Origin of the sequence: Flavobacterium sp. (genome assembly GCF_044349645.1) — a bacterium.
Lineage (GTDB): Bacteria > Bacteroidota > Bacteroidia > Flavobacteriales > Flavobacteriaceae > Flavobacterium.
On record NZ_JBIKQP010000004.1, the window covers coordinates 1 to 19,993 of the forward strand.

Annotated in this window: 14 protein-coding genes; 7 read left to right on the forward strand and 7 right to left on the reverse strand. The window is 30.5% G+C overall.

What is annotated here, in order from left to right; translation table 11 throughout:
* The first annotated feature begins 160 nt into the window (after positions 1–160).
* Positions 161–2,809: an SdiA-regulated domain-containing protein gene (locus tag AC9UFV_RS01450; RefSeq protein WP_509572036.1), complete on the forward strand. Its 2,649-nt coding sequence runs from the start codon at positions 161–163 to the stop codon at positions 2,807–2,809.
* 95 nt (positions 2,810–2,904) lie between these two features.
* A complete protein-coding gene (locus AC9UFV_RS01455; protein WP_509572038.1) occupies positions 2,905–3,606 on the forward strand; it encodes a M15 family metallopeptidase in 702 nt (233 codons plus the stop codon).
* Here AC9UFV_RS01455 and AC9UFV_RS01460 read toward each other — a convergent pair.
* The 5 genes from AC9UFV_RS01460 to tsaD are packed head-to-tail and all read right to left on the reverse strand — an operon-like array spanning position 3,603 to position 7,746.
* Entirely contained in the window at positions 3,603–4,172 is a 570-nt protein-coding gene (locus tag AC9UFV_RS01460) for a hypothetical protein (protein ID WP_509572040.1), read from the reverse strand. The genes AC9UFV_RS01455 and AC9UFV_RS01460 overlap by 4 nt on opposite strands.
* A 1-nt stretch (position 4,173) precedes the next feature.
* Positions 4,174–5,355 (reverse strand): THUMP-like domain-containing protein, encoded by a 1,182-nt coding sequence (locus AC9UFV_RS01465; protein WP_509572042.1) that lies wholly within the window; start codon positions 5,353–5,355, stop codon positions 4,174–4,176.
* An 11-nt stretch (positions 5,356–5,366) separates the two neighbouring features.
* Positions 5,367–6,005 carry a DUF4159 domain-containing protein gene (locus tag AC9UFV_RS01470; protein WP_509572043.1) on the reverse strand — a complete coding sequence of 213 codons (639 nt, stop codon included), beginning with the start codon at positions 6,003–6,005 and terminating at the stop codon, positions 5,367–5,369.
* 9 nt (positions 6,006–6,014) lie between these two features.
* On the reverse strand, positions 6,015–6,719 hold the full coding sequence (locus AC9UFV_RS01475; RefSeq protein ID WP_509572045.1) for a 16S rRNA (uracil(1498)-N(3))-methyltransferase: 705 nt from the start codon (positions 6,717–6,719) through the stop codon (positions 6,015–6,017).
* Between the two features lie 4 nt (positions 6,720–6,723).
* Positions 6,724–7,746 (reverse strand): tRNA (adenosine(37)-N6)-threonylcarbamoyltransferase complex transferase subunit TsaD, encoded by a 1,023-nt coding sequence (tsaD, locus tag AC9UFV_RS01480; protein WP_509572047.1) that lies wholly within the window; start codon positions 7,744–7,746, stop codon positions 6,724–6,726.
* Positions 7,747–7,937: 191 nt separating this feature from the next.
* Between tsaD and AC9UFV_RS01485 the strand changes: the two genes are divergently transcribed.
* The 4 genes from AC9UFV_RS01485 to AC9UFV_RS01500 all read left to right on the forward strand — a co-directional run bounded on the left by AC9UFV_RS01485 (position 7,938) and on the right by AC9UFV_RS01500 (position 15,525).
* Positions 7,938–12,374 (forward strand): translocation/assembly module TamB domain-containing protein, encoded by a 4,437-nt coding sequence (locus AC9UFV_RS01485; RefSeq protein ID WP_509572049.1) that lies wholly within the window; start codon positions 7,938–7,940, stop codon positions 12,372–12,374.
* Positions 12,375–12,559: 185 nt separating this feature from the next.
* Entirely contained in the window at positions 12,560–13,546 is a 987-nt protein-coding gene (gene pfkA / locus AC9UFV_RS01490; protein ID WP_509572051.1) for a 6-phosphofructokinase, read from the forward strand.
* A gap of 54 nt (positions 13,547–13,600) precedes the next feature.
* The gene (gene gap / locus AC9UFV_RS01495) at positions 13,601–14,605 is read left to right on the forward strand and encodes a type I glyceraldehyde-3-phosphate dehydrogenase (protein WP_509572053.1); all 1,005 of its coding nucleotides are present in this window, start codon (positions 13,601–13,603) and stop codon (positions 14,603–14,605) included.
* A gap of 71 nt (positions 14,606–14,676) precedes the next feature.
* Positions 14,677–15,525 carry a BadF/BadG/BcrA/BcrD ATPase family protein gene (locus AC9UFV_RS01500; protein WP_509572055.1) on the forward strand — a complete coding sequence of 283 codons (849 nt, stop codon included), beginning with the start codon at positions 14,677–14,679 and terminating at the stop codon, positions 15,523–15,525.
* Positions 15,526–15,597: 72 nt separating this feature from the next.
* Here the strand turns inward: AC9UFV_RS01500 and AC9UFV_RS01505 are convergent, their stop codons facing one another.
* Complete coding sequence (locus AC9UFV_RS01505; protein WP_509572057.1) at positions 15,598–15,978, reverse strand: RidA family protein; 381 nt, start codon at positions 15,976–15,978, stop codon at positions 15,598–15,600.
* A 1-nt stretch (position 15,979) separates the two neighbouring features.
* Positions 15,980–18,691 (reverse strand): putative LPS assembly protein LptD, encoded by a 2,712-nt coding sequence (locus AC9UFV_RS01510; RefSeq protein WP_509572059.1) that lies wholly within the window; start codon positions 18,689–18,691, stop codon positions 15,980–15,982.
* Between the two features lie 83 nt (positions 18,692–18,774).
* Between AC9UFV_RS01510 and AC9UFV_RS01515 the strand changes: the two genes are divergently transcribed.
* Positions 18,775–19,947 (forward strand): N-acetylmuramoyl-L-alanine amidase family protein, encoded by a 1,173-nt coding sequence (locus AC9UFV_RS01515; protein ID WP_509572061.1) that lies wholly within the window; start codon positions 18,775–18,777, stop codon positions 19,945–19,947.
* Positions 19,948–19,993 lie beyond the last annotated feature (46 nt).

Below are 19,993 nucleotides of genomic sequence, written 5' to 3' on the forward strand. Positions count from 1 at the left end.
TATTACTATTTTATTTGAACATTTAAATTAAAATTACATATTGATTATTTACAATTATCTAACCTTTAATTTATTATTTTATAAATATTTAATAACTATATTTTTATTTACAAAGTTTAACTTTTAAATAGATTTACTAGATTAATCAATATAAATAATTATGAAAAAAAATTATACTTATAGTCAATTACCTATTATTTTTTTTATTTTACTAAGTTGTGTTCAAGTTACTGTAAGTCAGACAATTAATCTTGCTAATTATGTAAGAGTTGGACGTTATGATTTACCAGAACCAACAAGAACGGCTCACCCAGTAAATAATTTGTTATGCCAAGAAGCTTCTGGAGTGACTTATAACTGGGATACCGATACATTGTTTATTATTGGGGATGGAAGCACCGCAATTGTTCAAGTATCAAAAACAGGTGTTTTAATTAACACGATGACTCTAGCCCAAGGCGCCAGCCCTCAAGGAACAGAATTTTATGATACAGAAGGTATTACCTACATTGGTAATGGACAATTTGTAATGGCAGAAGAAAGAGACCGACAGTTGGTAAAATTTACTTATGTTGCTGGTGGAACTTTAACAAGAAGCAATACACAAACCGTTAAATTAGGAACTTTCGTAAATAATACTGGCACTGAAGGACTTTCTTATGACCCAATAACAAATGGTTATATTGTATTAAAAGAGATTTCTCCAATTGGAATATTCCAAACAGGAGTTGATTTTACGGCGGGTACTGCTACAAATGGATCACCAACAACAGTTGATTCAATTAATTTATTTGACCCAGCATTATTGCCAGTAACTGATGTTGCTGATGTATTTGCATTATCAAATATTCCAGCCTTATCCTCTAATGCATTGTATTCTAATTTATTGGTTTTAAGCCAAGAAAGCGCTAAAATAGTAAATGTAAATCGAAGTGGCGTAATTTCTAGCACTTTGAATATTGCTTCAGATTTAGGAAATCCATTGGATCTACCTAATCAACAACATGAAGGTTTAACAATGGATCGTGATTATAAATTGTATGTGATAAGTGAAAATGGCGGTGGCGGTATTGACTACCCACAATTATGGGTTTATGCACTTTCTACCGCTGCAAATACTGCTCCAACTGCTATTACTTTAAATAATGTAACCAGTTCAATATTAGAAAACAGTAATACAACCTCGGCAGTTAGAGTTGCTGATATTGTAGTTACCGATGATGGGTTAGGAACAAATAACTTAACAATTTCAGGTCCTGATGCTGCCATATTTCAAATTATAGGTTCTAGTTTATTCATACGTTCAGGAACAGTATTGGATTATGAAACTAGAACCACTTACAATATTACTATTAGCGTAGACGATACTTCGGTAGGTTCTACTCCAGACGCAACAGTAAATTACGTATTAAACGTTATTGATGTTGCTGTAGAAACTACTCCTGCTGCAACCGTTTCAATTACAGAAGTTGCTCCATGGTCAAGTGGAACTACTAATGTAGCAGCTGACTGGTTTGAAGTTACCAACTACGGCACCACAGCTCTTGATATTACTGGTTGGAAAGTAGATGATAGTTCTAATTCATTTACTTCTGCACTAGCTTTAAACGGAATTACAAGTATTGCTCCTGGAGAGTCAGTTATTTTCTTAGAAACTAGCTCAACTAATGCAGCAACAATTATAGCCAATTTTAAGACGACATGGTTTGGTATTAATCCTCCAGCAAGTTTACAAGTAGGTTCGTACACTGGAGGCGGAATTGGTCTAAGTACTGGAGGCGATGCTGTTAATTTATTTGATGCGAATGGAAATTTAAGGGCCAATGTTGTTTTTGGTGCAGCTACTACAAATTTTTCTTTTAATAACGCAGTAGGTTTAAATAATGCAACGATTACATTATTAAGTCAAATAGGTGTTAACGGAGCATTTGCAGCAATTAATGATTTAACTCAAATAGGTTCTCCTGGAAACGTTGGAAAATTAATCATATCCGAAGTAGCTCCATGGTCAAGCGGTAGTAGTCCATTAGCTGCAGATTGGTTTGAATTAACTAATACAAAAGCAGTAGCTTTGAATATAACTGGTTGGAAAGTAGACGACAATTCCCAATCTCCAGTAGCCGCAGTAGCATTAAGTGGAATTACAACTATAAATCCTGGAGAATCAGTAATTTTCATAGAAACAACTGATTTACCTGGTAAAACGACATTATTCAAAAGTAACTGGTTTGGTTCAAATCCACCTGCAGGATTAAGAATTGGAAACTATACTGGAAGTGGAATTGGTTTAGGTACCAGTGGTGATCAAGTAAATATTTATAACGCTACTAGCAACATTCCAGAAGCATCAGTTGTATTTGGCGCTTCACCAACCACTACTTTTGCAACCTTTGATAACACTGCTGGATTAAACTCTACTACGAATGCAGTTTCTTCATTAAGCGTTGTAGGTGTAAATGGTGCTTTTGTCGCTGTAAATAGCGCTACTGAAATTGGTTCTCCAGGTGTTTTCTTAATTTCAAATCCGAATTTAAGTACTATTGATACATCAATAAATTCTAATGATTTTAAATTTGTCGCTTTTCCAAATCCAACAAATTCTAATTTTCAATTAAATATAATTAATGGAAATTTAGATAAAGTTACTATTAGAATTTTTGATATGATGGGCCGATTATTAGAATCAAATATTATAAATTCTATTGATTTGAATACTAAAAAACTTGGTGATAATCTTCCAAGTGGAATATACAATGTGATTGTAAGTCAAGGAGATTTTTCTAAAGCAATTAGAGTGATAAAGAATTAGTATTAGAAAAATAGTAGTTTATAAACCACGCTTATTGCGTGGTTTTTTTTATTTAAAAAATAAATATGTTTCTTTGTAATGTTTATTATAAAAAAATGAAAGTATTTTTAAAATCATATTTAATTGCAGCGGTAATCCTATTGTTTTCTTGTAAAACAAGGTATTACGATAAATCAATTGTTGTTGCTAGTTCAACAATCAAATCTAATGATAAAATTGAAACTGTTAAGGATAATAAAACAATTGTCAGTGATACCTCATTTGTAAATCTGAAAGACTATAGTAGTGATTTTGTTTATGACATGAAATACGCTACCGATGATAATTTTTTAAAATCAAAGGTTTACGATTGTGCTGAATGTTTTATGAGATTAAAAACAGCAAAAGCGCTTATAAAAGCCAATTCTAAATTTATGAAGCTAGGATATAAAATCAAACTTTACGATTGCTACCGACCTTTGGACGTTCAAAAAAGAATGTGGAAAATAGTTTCAAATCCAAGTTATGTAGCCAATCCAAGTAAAGGTTCTATTCACAATAGAGGAGGAGCTGTAGATATTACACTTGTTGATAGCAACGGAAAGGAATTAAATATGGGAACTCCATTTGATTTCTTTGGACCTGAAGCAAGTCATAATTATAGGAATTTTCCTAATGAAATTTTAGAAAACAGAGCTTTATTTAAAAAAATAATGACAAGTACTAAATTTCAATCTTTCGATTCTGAATGGTGGCATTACAACCTGAAAAATGCAAAATTAGACCCTATTTCCAATTTTAAATGGAATTGCAACTAATCGATTACGCAAGACAAGAAATCAATAAAATAGCTGCTAGGAAAATAAGTTTGTTGATCCATTTCGGAAACGATTTGTTTCTTTATGATAAAATCTTGAGATTCTGTTGAGAATTTTATTCTCATACTTGAAACAGGGGAAGTTTTCAAATCATCAATAGTTCCTTTTACAAAGAAAAAATTCCCAGATAATATTCTGTTATTAAAACCCAAATCATCGCTTACTGGTGTACCACAATTCTCTTGTTCTGAAGCAATTAGGGTGATAACTTTATTGTTTTCTAATTGTAAGTAAATTCTGGAATTTTTATCAAAGCAATTTACTTTCAAAAAGTCTTTACTTTTATGTATAATTAAAACTGAAAGCGAAGGCATATCATCAGTTGATGTCAATGCGAAAAAAATATGTTTTGAAGTATTTCCAAAAACAAATTCATGTACAATTGCACTTTTTGTTTCTTTATAAGTTCCTATACTGTCTTTTACATTTACACTAAATTCACAAGGTTTTTGTGCTACTGTATTCAAACTGTAAAGAAATAGAACTAGCAATAAGAGGTTTTTCATGTTATTCAATTTTGTTGCAAATTATAACAATTTTGTCATTATTTGGGTCTGTAGTAAAAAAACAATAGCTAGAACCTCCCTCTTTTATTTTCCATTTTTTTCTAATTCCTTCCACACTGTCAGGAAAATTTCTAGTAGTAATATTTGCTTTTGTATTTTCTAAATTAGTTTTCATTTCTTGTTTTGAATAAGAAAAAACCTTTTTAATTTCAAATATTCTACCCGGAAAGTTAATTTGATTTTCGGAAGTATATAAATGAGAATGGGAGTGAAGTTTGCCAAGATTGTATTTAAGTCCAATTTCATCAAACCCGCCCGATTTCATGATTGCATTATTGGGTTCGTATAGAAATTTCAAAGGAAACTCTAAATTAGTTGTTTTCGCATTTGAATTCAATTCAAAATCAAAAATAGCAGCTTTTCCGTTAACAATATTTATGGTTTTAATTTCTGTATTACCAATAAAACCAATTTGTAATTCCCAAAGCAATTCTTTTACCTCATTGTCAACCGCTACAATATGAATGCATTTTACATTTGTTAATTCAGATAATCCCGCAGAAATGTCTAATATTGGCGCTGTTTTTATCAGAATATTATTGGTTTTGGAAAAATAGTAGGAAAGTAAATCGGGAACGTTTGGTAAGCAATCTTTCAGCATAAAGACTTTGCCTTTTTGCTCATTCCGTCTAGAAGGATCGATATAAATCCAATCTATTTTTTGATCGTAATTATTCAGAATTTCATAGCTATCTCCTGCAAAACATTTTACATTATTTATACCGATTTGCTTAAAATTGTGATTGACAATATCGGACAATTCGCCATCAATTTCACAATGAATAACTTTATCAATTCTCTCAGAAAAATAGAGACAATCCACTCCAAATCCACCTGTTAAGTCAATTAGTGTTGCTCCATTTACAATTTCAGATTTGTATAAAGCAGTTTTTTCTGAAGAAGTTTGCTCCACAGAAATTTTACTTGGATAAATGATATTTTCAGTAGAAAAATAAGTCGGAAGTTTTTCTTTTGCTTTCGATTTAGCAGCTATTTGATTTAAAATTAAAACCCATTGAATTTCTGGAAATGGATTTTTCATTAACGCGAGTTTGGTAAGATCAACACCAATTTGCGAATTGATATATTTTTGAATCTCAGGATTTAAAAGGGCATTATCCATCGAATTAAATTCTAATTATTAAAAATATAATTAAGTATATTTGCTCCCATTTTTAAAGCTTTAACACGAACTTCTGTCGGATCATTATGTACATCGACATCTTCCCAGCCATCGCCTAAATCGGTTTCATAAGTATAAAGAAGAACCAATCTATTTTCAATAAATATTCCCAATGCTTGAGGTCTTTTACCATCGTGTTCGTGAATTTTGGGTATTCCTGCTGGAAACGAATTTGGTTTTTGAAAAATAGGATGATTGGCAGGAATTTCAACCAAAGCATTTTCAGGAAAAAGTTTAGTAATTTCTTTCCGTATGTATTCATTCATTCCGTAATTATCATCAATATGAAGAAAACCACCTGAAGTTAAGTAATTTCTCAGGTTTTCAACTTCTGAAGGATTAAATACCACATTTCCATGCCCAGTAGCATGAACGTAAGGATAGGAAAAAATATCAGGACTGCTAGGAGTTACAACAGCATTTTTAGGTAGAATTTTAGTTCCAATTGTTTGATTACAATATTTTATCAAGTTAGGTAATGAAGTTGGATTTGCATACCAATCACCACCGCCATTGTATTTCAACAAGGCAATTTCTTGAGAAAATAATGGTGATGAGATTATTAGAAATAATAATACTAGTTTTTTCAAAATCGGTATTTATTCATTAATTAATACAACACTATGACAAGCTACAATTGCTGCCGTTTCAGTTCGTAATCTTGTTGAGCCTAAAGTCACTGGAATATAACTATTCTCTATTGCTAAAGTAATTTCTTTATTTGAAAAATCGCCTTCGGGGCCAATTAATATTGTAATATTTTCATTAGGTTTCACAAGTGATTTGAGTGATCTTTTATCTGTTTCTTCGCAGTGAGCAATTAGCAATAAGCCTTCTCTTTTTTGTTTGATAAAATCTTTAAAAGAAATAGATTCGTTTAGTTTAGGCAAATAATAGTGCAAAGATTGTTTCATTGCCGATTGTAATATTTTGTCAAAACGATCGGTTTTTACAAATTTTCTTTCGGAATGATCGCAAATGATTGGTGTAATTTCTGAAATCCCTATTTCGGTAGCCTTTTCTAAAAACCATTCGTATCGGTCGTTCATTTTGGTTGGAGCAACCGCTAAATGCAAATGGTATTTTGGAGTTGCTGCAAGTTCAAAACTGATTATTTTCACAGTACATTTACTATCGGAACCAACTACAATTTCCGTTTTAAATAAATATCCTAATCCATTGGTTACAAACAATATATCGCCACCTTTCTTGCGTAAAACTTTAATAATGTGTTTGCTCTCTTCTTTATCGAAAGTAAAGCTTTCTGTAGCTTCGTTAATATTTGGATTATAAAATAATTGCATGATTTTAAAATTGAATTCTGGCTTTAGATACTACATCTGAAGTTTCGAAATTTTCCTGTAAATATTTTTGATAACCTACAATTCCAATCATTGCAGCATTATCGGTGGTGTATTCGAATTTTGGGATAAAAGTTTGCCAACCGTATTTCGTTTGAGCTTCATTCATTGCGTTTCTAATGCCTGAATTTGCTGAAACTCCACCGCCAATTGCAATTCTATTTATACCCGTTTGGTTTACAGCCAATTTCATTTTATCCATTAAAATTTCAATTATACTATATTGGATAGAGGCACAAATGTCATTTAAATTTTCTTGAATGAAATTTGGGTTTACAGCAACATTTTTTTGAATGAAATACAAAATTGCAGTCTTCAAACCAGAAAAACTAAAATCCAAACCTGGAACCTTTGGTTTAGAAAAAGTAAAAGCCATAGGATTTCCTAATTGGGCATTTTTGTCTACTAATGGACCTCCGGGATAAGGCAAACCTAATATTTTCGCACTTTTGTCAAATGCTTCACCAACCGCGTCATCAGTGGTTTCTCCAATTATTTCCATATCAAAATAATCGTTCACTTTTACTATTTGGGTGTGACCGCCAGAAATTGTTAAAGCTAAAAATGGGAAAGTTGGTTTTTGATAGCCTTCTTCATAAATAAAATGGGCTAAAATGTGCGCTTGCATATGGTTCACAGCTATTAATGGAATGTTTAATGCTAATGACAATGATTTTGCAAAAGAACCTCCTACCAATAAAGAACCCATTAATCCAGGTCCTTGAGTAAAAGCTATTGCTGTTAACTGTTCTTTTTGTATATTCGCTTTGCGAAGTGCGGCATCAATAACAGGTACAATATTTTGTTGGTGTGCTCTTGAAGCTAATTCAGGAACAACGCCACCGTACTGATTGTGAATGAGTTGATTCGCCACAATATTAGATAAAACTTTATCGTTTTGTAAAATAGCTGCGGCAGTATCGTCACACGAACTTTCAATTGCGAGTATATAAACTGGCTTATTGGGCATAAAAGAGGTAAATTATTTTAAAACTGGTTATCCAAATACATTATTTTTTGGAATGGTCAAAATTAAAGAATTTTTATTTAAGGACTATCGATTCTGGGTTATAAATAGTAATATTAAAATTAAAAGAAGCAAGTATCAAAAAAATTAAAAAAATAGTATTCCGCATCCTCCTAGGAATTATCCTGCTATTATTGGTACTTGGAATTACCCTGTCATTGCCTGTTGTTCAAACTCGAATAGGAGAATATGTGACTGACATGCTTCGAAAAGACTATAAAGCCGATATTAATGTTGAACAAGTAGCTGTTTCGATTTTTGGCGGTGTTAAATTAAAGGGCATTTTAATTCGAGACCATCATAAATTGACGATGATTACCGCTAAAAGTATCAAAACTAATGTTTTAAGTTTCGAAAAACTTTATAACGGAGATTTGTTATTTGGTGAAATTAGAATTGATAGTTTGTATTTTAATCTAACAACGTACAAAGGTGAGAATGATACAAATATTGGAAAATTTGCTGACCTTTTTGATAGTGGAAAGCCTTCTACGAAGAAGTTTTTATTGAAATCTAAGAATGTTTACATAAGCAACAGTACTTTTCTTTTATCAGATGAAAACAGTAGTTCTCCAAAACAATTGGATTTCAAAAAACTAAATATTGAAACCAGTAATTTAAAAATTTATGGTCCTGAAGTAGCTACTAATATATTAAAAATGTCATTTTTTGACCATCGAGGAATTGCTGTTGATAATTTAAAAACCAATTTTGAATATACTTTAAAACATATAAAATTGGATCAGCTTAGTATAATTACAAAAAATTCCTTTTTTAATGGAAATGCAATTTTAAATTATAATGAAAATGATTTTTCTGACTTTAATAACAAAGTCGAGTTTGATGTAAAATTAGACTCTGCTTCGATTGCATCAAATGATATTCGTTATTTTTATAAAGAACTTGGGACGAATCAACTCTTCAAAATTAAATCAAATATAAAAGGAACTCTTAACGATTTGAATTTTTATAAATTAGATCTAGCAGATAGAAGCAATACAAAAATTAATGGAAATATTAATTTTAAAAATCTATTTGGCTCAGAAAATCAGTTATTTTATATGAAAGGTAATTTCAATAAATTAACCTCAAATTATAAAGACTTGGTGAGGATTTTACCCAATATTTTAGGGAAGAGTTTGCCTAGTACATTGAATAAATTAGGACAATTTGATTTAAGAGGTAAAACCGAAATCACAACTTCCACAATTGCCGCTGATTTTTACATGACAACCTCTTTAGGAAATTTACAGTCCAATTTAGTAATGACTAATATTGATACTATTGACGATGCATCCTACAAAGGGAATTTAATATTAGAACACTTTAAAATCGGTCAATTTCTTGGTAAAAAAGATTTAGATTTTGTAACTCTAAATGTTGATATTGATGGTCAGGGATTCAAACTTGATAACTTAAATACATCACTTTCTGGAGATATCTATAAAATAAATTATAGAGGATATAATTATACTGGTATTGTTGTAAATGGTAACTTTAAAAATCCAATTTTTAAAGGAAAATTAAATGTCAATGATCCAAATTTATTCATGGATTTTGATGGATTGGTAGATCTTGAAAAAAAAGATATCAATTACAATTTTAATGCAAAGATTGATTATGCCAATTTGAAAAAAATGAATCTGGTACAAAAAGATAGTATTTCTGTATTCAAGGGTATAATCGACATGAGAGTTTCGGGAACCAATTTAGATAATATAAAAGGTTCTGTAAACATGGCCAACACTTCATATCAAAATGAAAAAGATACTTATTACTTTGATGATTTTAATTTGGAATCAAGTTTTGATGAAAATAAAACACGAACGATTTCTATTAATTCACCAGATATTGTTCAGGGAAAAATTGTCGGAAATTTTCAAATAGATCAATTGCAAAAAATGATCGAGAATTCTTTAGGTAGTCTTTACGCCAACTATAAACCTAATAAAATTAAGCAAGGACAGTATTTGAAATTTAATTTTTCTGTTTACAACAAGATTATAGATGTCTTTTTACCAGGCGTTTCATTGGCTCCAAATACTTTATTTCAAGGTTCTATTAACTCGGATAGAAATGATTTTAAGTTTAATTTTAATTCCCCTAAAATTACTGCTTTCGAAAATAATTTTCATAAAATCAGTATTAGGATTGATAATAAAAATCCACTTTACAATGCTTATGTTTCAATGGATAGTATTCAAACTAAGAACTATAAAATTTCTGATTTTAGTTCTATCAATGTAATTGAAAATGACACTTTATTTGTTAGATCTGAATTTAAAGGAGGAAATAAAGCAGAGGATAATTTCAAATTGAATGTTTTTCACACCATTAATAAACAGAATAATAATGTAGTAGGAATTCAAAAATCGGAGATAAAATTCAAAAATGTATTATGGTATTTGAATGAATATAGCAATGACAAAAATAAAATAGTTTTCGATAAAAGATTATCAAACTTTTCATTTGAAGATATTGGATTGACACAAGAAAATGAAAAAGTAGAGTTTAAAGGTTATATAAATGAAAATAACTCTAAAGATCTTAATCTGAATTTTACCAATATTGATATCAATAAATTAACACCTGAAATTTCCGATTTTACATTCAAAGGAATATTAAATGGAAATGTAAACTTGAAGCAAAATAATTCTATTTATCAACCAACAGCATCATTGTTTATTGATAATTTAAATATAAATAATATACTTTTAGGTAAGTTAAATTTAGATATTGCTGGTGATAACGAATTAAAAAAATTCAAGGTAAATTCTTCAATAGTTAATGAAAATATAGAATCATTCAATGTAAAAGGAGATTTTAATATTGAAAACCAAGAAACCAAAACCAATTTAGATTTACGATTCAATAAATTTAATTTAGGTGTTTTGGGATTAATTGGTGGCGATATCGTAACGAATATTAAAGGTTTTGCCTCTGGAAGCACTAATATTGAAGGTGTAATTACTGATCCTAAAGTTAATGGAAGGATGTATCTTGAAGATTCTGGGATTTCGATTCCTTATTTAAATGTAAATTATGAGTTTGAAAAAAATTCAATAGTTGATATAACTGAAAATTCTTTTATTATAAGAAATGCAAGTATTAGCGATTCGAAGTTTAAATCACAAGGTAAATTAGATGGTAGAGTAAAGCACAATAAATTTTCGGATTGGGTCTTGGATTTAAAAGTAAAGTCAGATAGATTCCTTGCATTAGATACTAAAGATAGTGAAGATGCTGCCTATTTCGGAACTGCATTTATTGATGGAGTTGCCTCAATTTCAGGTCCTTCAGATGGTTTAGTAATAAATATAGATGCAAAATCTGAAAAAGGAACTGCAATTAAAATTCCAATTAATGATGTTAATGCAGCTGGAACCAACGATTATATTCATTTTCTTACTTCCAAAGAAAAATACAATATCGGCAAAGGGGTTGCAAATAATTCAAGAAATTATAATGGTTTAGAGTTAAAATTTAATTTAGATATCAACCAAAAGGCAGAGATAGAAGTAATTTTAAATAGAAATTCAGGACATGGCATGAAAGGTCGCGGAAATGGAAATTTATTATTAGAAATTAATACGCTAGGTAAATTTATCATGACAGGAGATTTTCAGGTTTATGAAGGGACTTATAATTTTAAATATGGCGGTATTATTGATAAAAAGTTTAAGGTTAAAAAATTCGGATCAATTGTTTGGGAAGGTGATCCGCTTAAAGCAAATATTAACTTGGAAGCCGTATATGAAACAACTGCCAATCCAGCTGTTTTATTAGATAATCCTTCCATAAATAAAAAAGTTCCTGTTGATGTAATAATTGGTATTAAAGGAAATTTAAGTAATGTAGAACCCGATTTTTTAATTAATTTTCCAACAGTTAGTTCAGTACTAAAATCAGAGATTCAGTATAAATTAGACGACAGAGATACGCGTCAAAAACAAGCGTTATATTTACTTTCATCTGGTGGATTTTTAAGTCAATTAGGTGTAAGTCAAACCGATTTGACTGGAAATATTTTCGAGAAATTTAGCGGTATTTTTAATGATATTTTTCAAGATGAAGAAGGGAAGTTTAATCTCGGTATCGATTACGTTTTAGCGGATAGACGACCAGGTTCAGAAACTGATGGTAGATTTGGAGTTACCGTTTCTTCAAAAATAAATGATAGAATTACTTTCAATGGAAAATTAGGAGTGCCGATAGGAGGGATTAATCAATCGGCAGTAGTTGGAGATGTTGAAGTTCAATATAGAGTTAATGAGGATGGAACACTTAATTTAAGAGTCTTTAATAAGGAAAACGATATCACTTTTATAGGTCAAAATATAGGTTATACGCAAGGACTTGGTATTTCTTATGAAATTGATTTTAATACCTTTAAAGAGTTGGTAAATAAAATATTTAAGAAAAAAATATTAGCGCCGAAAGCAACTAATTCAATTAATCAATCGGATTCTGATGTTCCGAGTGATGGAATTAATTTTAAAAGTAAGAAAAAGAAACCAAAGAAGAATCTTAAAGCCAATTCAGAAGCAATTTTGAATAATGAAATAGATTAATAGTCTTTATAAATATTTTTAATCAATAGTAGTTTCGTTGTTTTCTTCTTTAATAAACTAAAATAGTTTCATTATCAAAAACTTATCAACGAAAACGTTTGAATTTGAATAAATTAGGAATTTAACAAGAATTCCACTTTTTTTAAAACCAATTTATATTAAGTTTACATTTTAAAACATAAAAAATGAGTAATACAATAAAAAAAATAGGTGTTTTAACTTCAGGGGGAGATTCTCCAGGAATGAATGCTGCTATTCGTTCTGTTGTTAGAACTTGTGCCTACCATAACATAGATTGTATTGGAATTTATCGCGGATATCAAGGTATGATAGAAGGTGATTTTAAAGAGCTTGGTCCTCGCAGCGTTAACAATATAATTAATAAGGGAGGAACAATATTAAAATCGGCTCGTTCAAAAGAGTTCATGACTACTGAGGGTAGAAATAAAGCCTATATGAATCTTGTAAAAGCTGGAATTGATTCTCTTGTAGTTATTGGTGGAGATGGAAGTTTTACAGGTGCCGAAGTTTTTAATACTGAATATGGTTTTCCTGTAATGGGTATACCTGGAACTATTGATAATGATATTTATGGAACAAGTCATACATTAGGTTATGATACTGCTTTAAATACCGTAATTGAAGTAATTGATAAAATTAGAGATACTGCAAGTTCTCACAATCGATTGTTTTTTGTAGAGGTAATGGGCCGAGACGCTGGACATATTGCTTTGAATGCAGGTATAGGTGCTGGAGCTGAAGAAATTTTAATTCCAGAAGAAAATTTAGGATTAGAACGTTTATTAGATTCTTTGCATAAAAGTAAGTCTTCAGGAAAATCATCAAGTATTGTGGTAATTGCTGAAGGTGATAAAATAGGTAAAAGCGTTTTCGAACTTAAAGATTATGTAGAAGCCAATATGCCTGAATATGATGTTCGAGTTTCTGTTTTAGGTCACATGCAAAGAGGTGGTTCACCATCTTGCTTTGATAGAGTTTTGGCAAGTAGATTAGGTGTGAAAGCGGTTGAATCATTGATAGAAGGAAAATCAAATTATATGGTTGGTATCTTGGGTGATAAAATTACATTAACACCATTAGAACAAGCAATTAAAGGGCACACAGAAATTGATAAAGAACTGCTGAGAGTTTCTGATATCATGTCAACGTAAAAAAATTAAATTAATATAAATCGGCGATTAATATATTGTCAAAAGTTTAAAAAAATGTCAAAAGTAAAATTAGGAATTAACGGTTTTGGAAGAATCGGTAGAATTGTTTTTAGAGAATCATACAATAGAGATAATGTTGAAGTTGTAGCTATCAATGATTTATTAGATGTAGATCACTTAGCTTATTTATTAAAATACGATTCTGTTCACGGTCGTTTTGCAGGTAAAGTTGAAGTTATTGATGGAAAATTATTCGTAAACGACAAACACATTAGAATAACTGCTGAAAGAGAACCTGCCAATTTAAAGTGGGATGAAGTAGGAGTAGATGTAGTTGCTGAATGTACTGGTTTTTTCACCACTTTAGAAACCGCTCAAGGACATATTAAAGGAGGAGCAAAAAAAGTAATTATCTCTGCACCTTCGGCTGATGCACCAATGTTTGTAATGGGAGTAAACCACGATAAAGCAAAAGCAACCGATACTGTTGTTTCAAATGCTTCATGTACAACTAACTGTTTGGCGCCTTTAGCTAAAGTTATTCATGATAATTTTGGAATTTTAGAAGGATTGATGACTACCGTTCATGCAACAACTTCTACACAAATGACTTGCGATGGTCCTTCGAGAAAAGATTGGAGAGGTGGTCGTGCTGCGTCTTGCAATATTATTCCATCATCTACTGGTGCTGCAAAAGCTGTAGGTATGGTGATTCCTGATTTAAACGGAAAATTAACTGGAATGTCAATGCGTGTTCCAACAACTGACGTTTCTGTGGTAGATTTAACTGTTAAATTAGCAAAAGAAACTACTTATGATGAAATAATGGCGGTGTTGAAAAATGCTTCTGAGACGTCAATGAAAGGTATTTTAGGATACACTGAAGACGCTGTCGTTTCTCAAGATTTTGTTTCAGATCCTAGAACTTCAATTGTGGATGCTAAAGCTGGAATTGGATTGAATTCTACTTTTTTCAAAATTATTTCTTGGTACGATAATGAATATGGTTATTCAAGTAAATTGATTGATTTATCAGTTCATATCTCTAGTTTAAAGTAATATTATTACCTGAATCCCCATTTATTTGGGGATTTTTGTATCCAATAAATTAATGGTCTAAACCAATTTATATGAAATTATTAGTTGATAGCGGTTCTACAAAAGCCGATTGGATTTCAATTGACGAAACCGGAAAAATTTTGTTTACCACCCAAACATTAGGATTAAATCCAGAGGTTCTTAATAAGGAAGAAATTATTACACGCGTAAATGATCGTTTTGATATTTCTTTAAATAAAGAAAATGTAACCCATTTGTACTTTTATGGTGCAGGTTGCGGAACAGATAGAATGAAAAATTTCTTGACCGAAGTGTTCAAAGAATACTTTCCAAATGCAACTGTTGTAGTTCACGAAGATACCTATGCAGCAGTTTATGCGACCACTCCTAAAAATGAAAAAGCAATTGTTTGTATATTAGGAACTGGTTCAAATTGTAGTTATTTTGATGGTAAAATCTTACATCAAAAAGTACAATCGTTAGGATATATAGCGATGGATGATTGTAGTGGAAATCAATTTGGAAGACAATTAATTAGGGATTATTATTTTGGTAAAATGCCTACTAATTTAGCTTCTGAATTTGAAAAAACCTACGATTTAGATGCTGATGTTATAAAGAACCAATTGTACAAGCAACCCAATCCAAATGCTTACATGGCAACTTTTGCAAAATTCCTTATTCTTCACAAAGATGAAGAATATTGTCAGAAATTAGTTCGTAAAGACATGCAAGTTTTCGTTGATAATTATATTACTCAATATGAAAATTGTAAAGAAGTTCCAATTCATTTTATTGGTTCGATTGCTTTTTATTTGAAAGAAGAATTGAAAGAAGTTTTAGAAAGCAACGGTTTGAAAATAGGTAATGTATTAAGAAGACCGATTGACGGTTTAATTGATTTTCATATTTTAAATTAATCTAACTTAATGATATAAAAAAATCGAATTTGATTCATTTCAAATTCGATTTTTTATTTTCTAAAGTCAAAACTACTTAACTGCTATCATTGAAATTTCAACGTTCACATTTTTAGGTAATTTGGCAACCTGAACTGTTTCTCTTGCTGGTGCAAATGCTTCTTCAAAATAGCTTGCATAAACAGAATTTATTTTTGTAAAATCATTCATATCTGAGATAAATATGGTGCTTTTCACAACATTGGAAAAATCCATATATGCAGCTTCTAAAACCGCTTTCATATTATTCATTACTTGTGTAGTTTCAAGTTCAATTGTATCCATCACTAATTCCATAGAAATAGGATCTAAAGCGATTTGACCAGAAGTATATAAGGTGTTTCCAACTAATACTGCTTGACTATAAGGCCCAATTGAAGCAGGCGCTTTATCTGTAAAAATTATTTTTTTCATATTATCGTAATTGTCTATCCGGAACTGTTCTTTTTTCCCATTTAATATCGCTAAGTACACTTGATTTTATTCCAATGAAGAAACCCCAAAAGGCATTGTCATCAAAGGGTAACCAGTTAAAATCCATTCTCCAACTCAATAAATCTCTTTCAAAACGCAGTTGGGTATAGGTGACACCCTTTTGAACAAAATCATAACCTGATGAGGCGCCAATTCTCCATTTAGGAGTCAATTCTATATTTGTTGAAAAGCTTAATGTGTTACCAATTATTTTATTTTCTCGATTGTTATTGCTATAGGTTAAGGAATAAGCCATGGTTAAATCCCAAGGAATAGTTGATTTGAAAAATTCCGAGACTTTATTTTCATTGTCCTCTCGATCATTAAACTGACTTTCACGTCGATCGCTAAAATCAGTATTGGTTCCATATAAATCATCAGAACGCCCGCCATTTCGTTCTCCTTGTTTGTTTTTAGTATCGTCACCATCTGTGCTTGCTAGGGAATAATTGATTGTCACATTGGAACTAGTCATTCTAAATAAGCTACCTCCATTATTGTAATTGAAAGTGTTAATTCTTCTTCCAGAATTATCAATCGCATAGGGATCTAAGGTGGTTGCAAAGTTAATGTTCATTTTATCTTTGAATAATGTTGTCCCACCACTAATTCGTAATGGAGACCAACGCAACGAATCAGAAGTTGCGTTATAATCGGTATGAAAATTTAAATTATTTAATAACATTATTTTTTTAGGTTCTGTCTTGGTAGAATCTTTATCTCTAACTTTTGCTTCAAAAGTATTACTTAAGTCGAAACTTACAATGTTTGATTTTCCACTTCCTGGTGCGCCATAGATGCCTTTTTCAAAGCGAGTATATTCTTTAATTATTGTTCCACTTCCATCTGAAGCATAGGTATCATAATATTTTTCAAAACTCGGAGCATAGCTAAATGAGGCTGTTGGTCTCATAACATGTCTTATTGATTGAATTCGTTTTTTTGCTCCAAAATTAAATGTACCATAAATTGTAGTTCCTAAACTTGAACTAAAATTATAGGTTCTAAATGCGTCAAAACCATTTACAAAAGTTTCTACAACTTTATTTTGCTGGTTATCAAAACGTCTATTTATTGTTTTAAAGTACCATGTTTCATTATAATTTAAGGAGGCGGAAGCGCTGAAATACTTAAATAATTTGAAATTTGTACTTAAAGGTATAGAATGTTGGATTCCCGAATTGGCATCTCTAAACATTTGAGGTTTAAAAAATAATGAATCTCTTGTTTCGATTCTATTGTCACCTCTTAACGTATATTGAAAGTTAATATTTTTAAATATACCTCTTTTTTCACCATCTTTTGGCGCAAATGGAAAAATACGGTCTACATTAACCTGAAGGGAAGGTAATGTCATATTTATCATTTGCGTTTGGGTATTTTGGGAGTGTGTTGCCGTTAACGACATATTTACTTGCGGTACACTATTAAAAGTTTTAGAATAGGATACTGAAGAACTTAATGTATTATTTAAGCGTGAATTATTATTTACCTGATTTATAGATTGCTGGAAATAGGTGCTACTACCCATATTTACAGAAGCTGAAAAACGTGAATTTGGATTTGATTTTTGATCTTTATTGTGGGACCATTGAATGTTATAAATATTACTTTTCGAATAATCTGGATAGCCTCGTTCACTTGTAATCAAATTTTCAAAACGAATATTTAAATTACCATTATATCGATATCGTTTGGCGTAACTAGTTTCAGCCCTCAAAGCATAACTTCCATTGGTATAATAATCTCCTAAAATAGCCAAATCATAATTATCACTTAAAGCAAAATAGTACCCTCCGTTTTGTAAAGCAAAACCTCTTTGTCTGGTATCATTAAAGGTAGGCATTATTATTCCTGACTGGCTTGTTTCTGTCATAGGAAAAAACGCAAAAGGCATTATAAGAGGAGTAGGGACATTTGCAATTACCATATGGGTTAATCCAATCACAGATTTTTTTCCTGGTACAAATTTAACTTTACTAGTTTGAAAATAAAATTCTGGATTTTCTATATCCTTTGAGGTAGTAAATCGTGCTTTTTTCATAAAATACACCGAATCATTTTCTCTTTTTGTTATTTCAGCTTTAATTTTAAATTCATTCTGCTCAGTTCTTGAATTCCATACTAAGGCTTTTTTGGTTTTAAAATTAAATCGAATTGAATCAGGTTCAATTACATTTGCACCTTGCTTGAAAACCGGAAGTTGTGTATATTTTCCAGTTGAGTCTTTTATTCTACCAGCGTAAATTTCATTTTTTTCATAATCCAATACGATGATCCCCGATTTCAATTCAATATCCTGATAATACAACTCTGCTTTGTCGTACAATGTCATTTGTTTTTTTTTCTGGTTTATTTTTTCATAACCCAGTGCCGTTCTTTTTATTTTAGATTCTAATAATGCTTTTTTTGGCTTTAAAGTATCATTTTTGATAGTGTCCGTACTAATTTTAGTATCTTTTACGTTACTTATAGGAGTTTCAATTTTCTCTTTTGTCTTTATTTCAATAGGTTTTTTTGGCAAATCTTGGGAGTAAGATATAGTAGATCCTATTGTTAGGAAAAATGCTAATAAAACGATATTAAATAAGTTTGTATACAAAGGTTTAAATGCTATTTTTGTAAAATCAACGTTTAGTATTTGAATTTTCAAAACTACACATAAATTTTGGTCAAAAATAATCAAATAATAGATTTATAACCCTAAGGAAATAATAAAATTAACTTAATATGTTTATGAGTATTAAAAATAAAATTAAAGTCTTATCAATAATTGGACTGCTTATCTTCTCTATTTCTGGTAATTCTCAAAGTAAAAAATTTAAAGTTACATTAGATGCAGGTCATGGTGATCATGATTATGGGGCTGTATATAATGGTCATATTGAAAAAAATATTTCGTTAGCTATTGTTTTAAAAGTTGGAAAAATATTAGAAAGCCAACCCAATTTTGAAGTTAATTATACTCGAGAAACTGACGTATTTATTGGACTAGTTGAGCGTGCAAATATTGCCAATAGAGCTGATTCAAATATTTTTGTTTCTATTCATTGTAATGCAAATAAAAATACTGCTGCTGATGGAACTGAAACTTACGTGATGGGTATGACCAAAAACGCTTCAAGTTTAGCTGTCGCAAAAAATGAAAATGAGGTGGTTACATTAGAAAAAGATTATAAACAAAAATACAATGGATATGATCCAAGTTCACCAGAAACTTTAATTGGCTTGACATTAATGCAAGAGGATTATCTTAACAATAGTATTGCACTTGCTGCTAAAGTTGAAGATGAGTTTGCTAGAATTGGAAAGAAAATTAGAGGAGGAGGCGTGAAGCAAGCTCCTTACATGGTACTTCATAAAGCCTATATGCCAAGAGTTTTGATAGAAACAGGTTTTGTTTCAAATCCAGTTGAAGGTGCCATTTTAGATTCAGAAGAAGGTCAAAATGATATTGCAAATGCTATTGCACAAGCTATAATTAGTTATAAAAAAGAATATTTCGGAAATGATGATGGTTATTCAGAAGACAATCGCCCATCAAAAAAAATAGTTGAAAAACCAGTAACTAACACTTCAAATCCAACAAAAAAAGAAGATGATTCAGCAAAAAAAGATACTAAAAAAGATAAGTCGAAAGAATCAATCAATGAAAATGGGATACTATTTAAAGTTCAAATTGCAGCAAGTACTAAAAAAATGGATTTAGAACCTAGTAATTTTAAAGGTTTAAAAAATATTGAGAGAGAAGATACGGGATCAATTAATAAATATTTTTATGGTCAAACTTCTGATTATGAAGAAGCAAAGAATTTTTTAACAGAAGCTAAGTCAAAAGGATATAATTCAGCCTTCATAATTGCAATAAAAAACGGAAAGTCAATTCCATTAAAAGATGCAGTTAAATAATTCAATTAACCAAAGTTTTATTTTAAATTTGTACAAAATATCAGAA

Coding starts and splice junctions, on each gene's coding strand:
- AC9UFV_RS01450 (WP_509572036.1), top strand. CDS start 161: ATGAAAAAAAATTATACTTATAGTCAATTACCTATTATTTTTTTTATT.
- AC9UFV_RS01455 (WP_509572038.1), top strand. CDS start 2,905: ATGAAAGTATTTTTAAAATCATATTTAATTGCAGCGGTAATCCTATTG.
- AC9UFV_RS01460 (WP_509572040.1), bottom strand. CDS start 4,172: ATGAAAAACCTCTTATTGCTAGTTCTATTTCTTTACAGTTTGAATACA.
- AC9UFV_RS01465 (WP_509572042.1), bottom strand. CDS start 5,355: ATGGATAATGCCCTTTTAAATCCTGAGATTCAAAAATATATCAATTCG.
- AC9UFV_RS01475 (WP_509572045.1), bottom strand. CDS start 6,719: ATGCAATTATTTTATAATCCAAATATTAACGAAGCTACAGAAAGCTTT.
- tsaD (WP_509572047.1), bottom strand. CDS start 7,746: ATGCCCAATAAGCCAGTTTATATACTCGCAATTGAAAGTTCGTGTGAC.
- pfkA (WP_509572051.1), top strand. CDS start 12,560: ATGAGTAATACAATAAAAAAAATAGGTGTTTTAACTTCAGGGGGAGAT.
- gap (WP_509572053.1), top strand. CDS start 13,601: ATGTCAAAAGTAAAATTAGGAATTAACGGTTTTGGAAGAATCGGTAGA.
- AC9UFV_RS01500 (WP_509572055.1), top strand. CDS start 14,677: ATGAAATTATTAGTTGATAGCGGTTCTACAAAAGCCGATTGGATTTCA.
- AC9UFV_RS01505 (WP_509572057.1), bottom strand. CDS start 15,978: ATGAAAAAAATAATTTTTACAGATAAAGCGCCTGCTTCAATTGGGCCT.
- AC9UFV_RS01515 (WP_509572061.1), top strand. CDS start 18,775: ATGAGTATTAAAAATAAAATTAAAGTCTTATCAATAATTGGACTGCTT.